Source organism: Streptomyces sp. OfavH-34-F, from assembly GCF_022347745.1.
GTDB lineage: Bacteria > Actinomycetota > Actinomycetes > Streptomycetales > Streptomycetaceae > Streptomyces.
Genome location: NZ_JAKRGC010000394.1, coordinates 1 through 4,952, shown reverse-complemented (window position 1 = coordinate 4,952; position 4,952 = coordinate 1). Strand labels below are relative to the sequence as shown.

4 protein-coding genes and 1 pseudogene are annotated in these 4,952 nt (G+C 73.8%); all 5 read left to right on the top strand.

Going from position 1 to position 4,952, the window contains the following annotated elements:
- Window positions 1-399: pseudogene (locus MHW47_RS31815) on the top strand (ABC transporter ATP-binding protein); the annotation flags it as partial.
- Window positions 371-2,458, top strand: coding sequence for a YhgE/Pip family protein (locus tag MHW47_RS31810; protein WP_239227331.1), 2,088 nt, complete (start codon window positions 371-373; stop codon window positions 2,456-2,458). The pseudogene MHW47_RS31815 and the gene MHW47_RS31810, both read left to right, overlap by 29 nt.
- A 29-nt stretch (window positions 2,459-2,487) precedes the next feature.
- Complete coding sequence (locus tag MHW47_RS31805) at window positions 2,488-3,099, top strand: TetR/AcrR family transcriptional regulator (RefSeq protein ID WP_239227330.1); 612 nt, start codon at window positions 2,488-2,490, stop codon at window positions 3,097-3,099.
- 298 nt (window positions 3,100-3,397) lie between these two features.
- Entirely contained in the window at window positions 3,398-4,024 is a 627-nt protein-coding gene (locus MHW47_RS31800) for a DUF4126 domain-containing protein (protein ID WP_239227329.1), read from the top strand.
- A 38-nt stretch (window positions 4,025-4,062) separates the two neighbouring features.
- Window positions 4,063-4,952 (top strand): NAD(P)/FAD-dependent oxidoreductase (locus MHW47_RS31795; RefSeq protein ID WP_239227328.1); only part of this gene is annotated, 890 nt, incomplete at its 3' end.

The window sequence follows — 4,952 nt, the reverse complement described above, 5'->3', positions numbered from 1 at the left end:
CGCGCCCGGGCCGCCGCCGCGCGCGCCCGGATCGACGCCGCCCTGGCGGCCGCGGGGCTCGACCCCGCCGCACTGCCCAAGGACGAGCGCACCGCCGTACGCGACCTGGAGCGGCCTCAGGCGCTGCGGCTGTCCGTGGCCCTGGCGCTGATGGGCCGGCCCCGGCTGCTCGCGGTGGACGACACCGACCTGAAGCTGGCCTACGCCGAGCGCGACGAGGTCTGGGAGCTGCTGCGCTCCGTGGCCGCCGCCGGCACCACGGTGCTCGCCGTCTGCAGCGAGGCGCCCGGGGACGCCCTCGCCGTACGCACGGACGCCTCCCCCGAGACGGACACCACCGACGCCACCACGCACGAGGAGGAACCGGCCGATGCGTTCGCCGAGACTGGCCGCGCTTGAGCTGAGGCGCTTCGGCAGGGGGCGGCTGCCGCGCGCCGCCCTCGCCGCGCTCCTGCTGCTCCCGCTCCTCTACGGAGCCCTGTACCTGTGGTCCTTCTGGGATCCGTACGGACGGCTCGACCGCATCCCGGTCGCCCTGGTCAACGACGACCGGGGCGCCACCGCCGACGGCAGGCGCATCGCGGCCGGCGACGAGATCACCGGCAAGCTGCTCGAATCCAAGGTCTTCGACTGGCACGAGGTGAGCGCCGCCGAGGCGGACCAAGGCGTCGAGGACGGCACGTACTACCTCTCCCTGCGCATGCCCGCCGACTTCAGCGAGCGCATCGCCTCCAGCGCCAGCGACTCCCCCGAGACCGGCGCGCTCCAGGTGCGCACCAACGACGCGAACAACTACATCGTCGGGCAGATCTCCCGGACGGTGTTCTTGGAGGTCCGCACGGCCGCGTCGGCCAACGCCTCGCGCGGCTTCCTCGACCGGATCTTCATCAACTTCTCCGATCTGCACGACGAGACGGCGAAGGCCGCCAAGGGCGCGGCCGACCTCCGCAGCGGCAGCGCCAAGGCCAAGAAGGGCTCGAAGGACCTGGCGGACGGGCTCAAGGACGCCAAGGCCGGCAGCGGCAGCCTGGCAGGCGGGCTGGTGAAGCTGAACCGGGGCGCCGGCGATCTGAAGACCGGCTCCCGCGAGGTCGCCGACGGCACCGGGCAGCTCGCCGCCAAGGTCAACGGGGTGGCCGCCGACGTGCGCCCGTTCCTCAAGGACAACGGGAAGGCCATCGGCGACACCGCCCGGCTGGTCGCCGACACCTCCGAGGCGGTACGCCACAACCTGGACCTGCTGGTGAAGTCGGCGCCCACCGCCGCCACCGCCGCGCACACCGCCGCCGACGACCTCACTGAGGTGCACCGCACCCGCTGCGCGGAGGCCCCCGAACCCGACCCCACCGTCTGCACGCCGCTGGGGCGGGCCGTGACGGCGGCGGACGACGTCGCCGACGTGGCCGACGACGTGAAGGCCCTGGTCGCGAACCAGAACGGGGACCTCACCGCGCTGCGCGGCCGGCTGACCACCCTGGAGAAGCAGGCCAAGGCCCTCGCCACCCGCTCCCCGCACCTGGACGAGGACCTGGAGTCCGCGGTCAAGAAGATCAACGCGCTGAACACCGGCGCCCACAAGGTCGCCAAGGGCGCCGAGAAGCTGCACACCGGCCTCGCCACGGCCAAGACCGGCGCGACCGACCTCGACACCGGCGTCGGCCGGCTCGAAACCGGGGCCACCAGCCTCGACCGGGGCCTGGTCCGCATCAAGGACGGCTCGGCCTCGCTCGCCAAGGGCCTCGGCGACGGCGTGGACAAGATCCCGGACTACGGCAAGGAGGACCGCGACGCCCGGACCGAGGTCATGGCCGACCCCGTGCGGCTGGCCTCCCAGTCGCTGCACTCCGCGCCCAACTACGGCACCGGCTTCGCGCCCTACTTCATCCCGCTCTCCCTCTGGGTCGGCGCGATGGTGGCGTACATGCTGATCCAGCCGCTCGGCCGGCGCGCGCTGGCCGCCGGGGCACCCGCCTGGCGGATCGCCCTCGCGGGCTGGCTGCCGGTGGCCGGGATCGGGCTGCTCCAGGTGGCGGCGCTGATGTCCGTCCTGCACTGGGGCCCCGGCCTGGACATGGCGCACACCGCCGGAACACTGGCCTTCCTGGCCCTGGTGACCTGCTGCTTCGCGGCCATCGTGCAGTGGCTGAACGCCTGCTTCGGGGCGGCCGGACGCATCCTCGTCCTGGCGCTGCTGATGCTCCAGCTGACCTCGGCCGGCGGCACCTACCCCGTACAGACCAGTCCGGGCTTCTTCAACGCCATCCACCCCTATCTGCCGATGAGCTACGTCGTCGAGGGGCTGCGCCGGCTCATCACGGGCGGCGGGCTCGGCCCGGTCTGGCAGGGCTGCGCGGTCCTCGCCGCGTTCACCGCGGGGGCGCTCGCGCTGACCGCGCTGTCGGCCCGCCGCAAGCAGATGTGGACCCTGGAGCGGCTCCATCCGGAGCTGAGCCTGTGAGCGCCCACGGACCTGTGAGAATCGGAGGCATGGAAAGCAGTAGCGGCGCGCGCCGCCAGGCCACCCGGCAGAGGCTCTACGAAGCGGCCGTCACCCTCATCGCCGAGAAGGGCTTCTCGGCGACCACGGTGGACGAGATCGCCGACCGGGCCGGGGTCGCCAAGGGCACCGTCTACTACAACTTCAAGAGCAAGACGGAACTCTTCGAGGAGCTGCTGCGCCACGGCGTCGGACTGCTCACCGCCTCCCTGCGGACGGCGGCCGAGGAGACCGCGGCCCGCGGCGGCAGCCGGGTCGAGGCGCTGGACGCCATGATCCGGGCCGGTCTCGTCTTCATCGACCGCTACCCCGCCTTCACCCAGCTGTACGTGGCGGAGCTGTGGCGCACCAACCGCGCCTGGCAGTCCACCCTGCTCGTGGTGCGCCGCGAGGCGGTCGCCGTGGTGGAGGGCGTCATCGAGGAGGGCGTCGCGGGCGGCGAGCTGAGCGAGGAGATCGACGTCCCGCTGACGGCGGCGGCGCTGGTCGGCATGGTGCTGGTGGCGGCGCTGGACTGGCAGGCGTTCCAGCCGGAGCGCTCGATCGACGACGTGCACTCGGCGCTGTCCCTGCTGCTGCGCGGCCGGGTGAGCGGGCACTGAGGGCCCGCTCACCCACCCCCGTACGCACGGAAGGCGCCGGAGGAGTATCCCCCGTGACCGCGTCCCCCACGGTCCCGTCTCCTCCGCCGCGCCTCCGCCGGAAGGAGGTGCCGCACCACTACCGCCGCCCCGTGCCGGCGGTGGCGGGGCGGCGCCCCTTCCGTGCCGCTCACTCTGCCGTCCGGACGGGTCGCGGCCCATCCGTGCGGCTACTCAACCCGCGCCCTGAGTACGGGTACTCAGATTCCGGTGCCCACGCCCTGCCGCGTTGTCGGACCCGCTGGCTACGATCACCAGCGTGTCGGTACTCCCTCTGGTATTCACAAGCGGCTGGGCGAGCGGGATCAACGCGTACGCGGTGGTCCTCCTGCTCGGCATATTCGGCGCGACCGGCGTCAGCGACGAGGTGCCCGCCTCCCTCCAGCGCACGGACGTGCTGGTGGTCGTCGCGGTGCTCTTCCTCTGCGAGGTGGTCGCGGACAAGATCCCGTACGTGGACACCGTCTGGGACGCGGTGCACACGGTGGTCAGGCCGGTGGCCGGCGCGGTCGTGGCGGCGCTGCTGGCCGGGGAGAGCGGTTCGCTGCCCGAGATCGCGGCCGGGGCCATCGGGGGGTCCACCGCGCTGGTGAGCCATCTGGTCAAGGCCGGTACGCGCATGGCGGTCAACAGCTCCCCCGAGCCGTTCAGCAACATCGTGCTGAGCGCCGTCGAGGACCTGGGCGTCGCGGCCGTCATCACCTTCGCGATCTTCCATCCGTGGATAGCGGCCGGCATCGCCGGGACGTTCCTGGTCACGGGCCTGGTGATCGTGGTCTTCCTGGCCTCCCGCATCCGCCGGTTCTGGCGCCGCCGGGCGCAGCGCCGCGAGGAGAAGCGCCGCGCGCGGTCGGGCTTCCCGGCGCCGGGCGTGCCGCCGACCTGACGGCCGGGCCCCGTGGGGCGGCCGTTAGGGTCGCGTGCATGGCACGAATTGCGGTGATCGGCGCCGGGATGGGCGCGATGGCGGCGGCGGCCCGGCTGGCCGTGGCAGGCCACCGGGTGACGGTGTACGAGCGGTCCGGCGGCTACGGCGGTGCGCTCGGGCGGCACACCGAGGAGGGCTTCGCGTTCGACACGGGCCCCGGGTTGCTGCACCTGCCCGCCGTCTACCGGGACCTGTTCGTGAAGACCGGCAAGGAGCCGCTGGAGCGGTGCGTGACGCTCACCCAGGTGGATCCGGCGAGCCGTCACCTCTTCGCGGACGGCACCGACGTCCGGCTGCCGAACGCCTCGCGGGCCGGGACCGTCGCCGCCCTGGACGCGGCGCTGGGCGGGGGCGCGGGCGCGCAGTGGGGAGCCTTCCTGGACCGGGCCAGGGACGCGTGGGACCGCTCGCGGCGCCCGCTCCTGGAGGAGCCGCTGCGCCCGGACTGGCAGGTGCTGGGCCGCGATCCGTATCCGGCCGTGGAGCGCCGGCGGCTGCTGCGTCCGGCGCGGCGGGCGACGACGGTGGCCGAGGCGGGTGCCCTGGAGCTGGCCGATCCCCGGCTGGCGGCGCTGCTCGACGGGTACGTGCTGGCCTACGGGCTCGACCCGGGCCGTGCCCCGGCGGGCGCGGCGCTGCTGCCGTACATGGAGGAGACGTTCGGCAGCTGGTACGTCATGGGCGGGATGCGGGAGCTGGCGCGCGCGGTGTACGAGCGGTGCCTGGCCCGGAAGGTGGAGTTCGTCTTCGGGGCCGAGGTGGCCCGGGTCGTGGTGGCGGACGGCCGCGCGGCGGGCGTGGAGCTGGCGGACGGCACGGTGGCGGAGGCCGCGCACGTGGTGCTGGGGGCGCGGCCGTGGCCGGGGCTGCTGCCCGGCGGGAGCTG

Bases quoted from the DNA above. Each gene is read 5' to 3' on its own strand.
- MHW47_RS31810 (WP_239227331.1), top strand. From the start codon at position 371: ATGCGTTCGCCGAGACTGGCCGCGCTTGAGCTGAGGCGCTTCGGCAGG.
- MHW47_RS31805 (WP_239227330.1), top strand. From the start codon at position 2,488: ATGGAAAGCAGTAGCGGCGCGCGCCGCCAGGCCACCCGGCAGAGGCTC.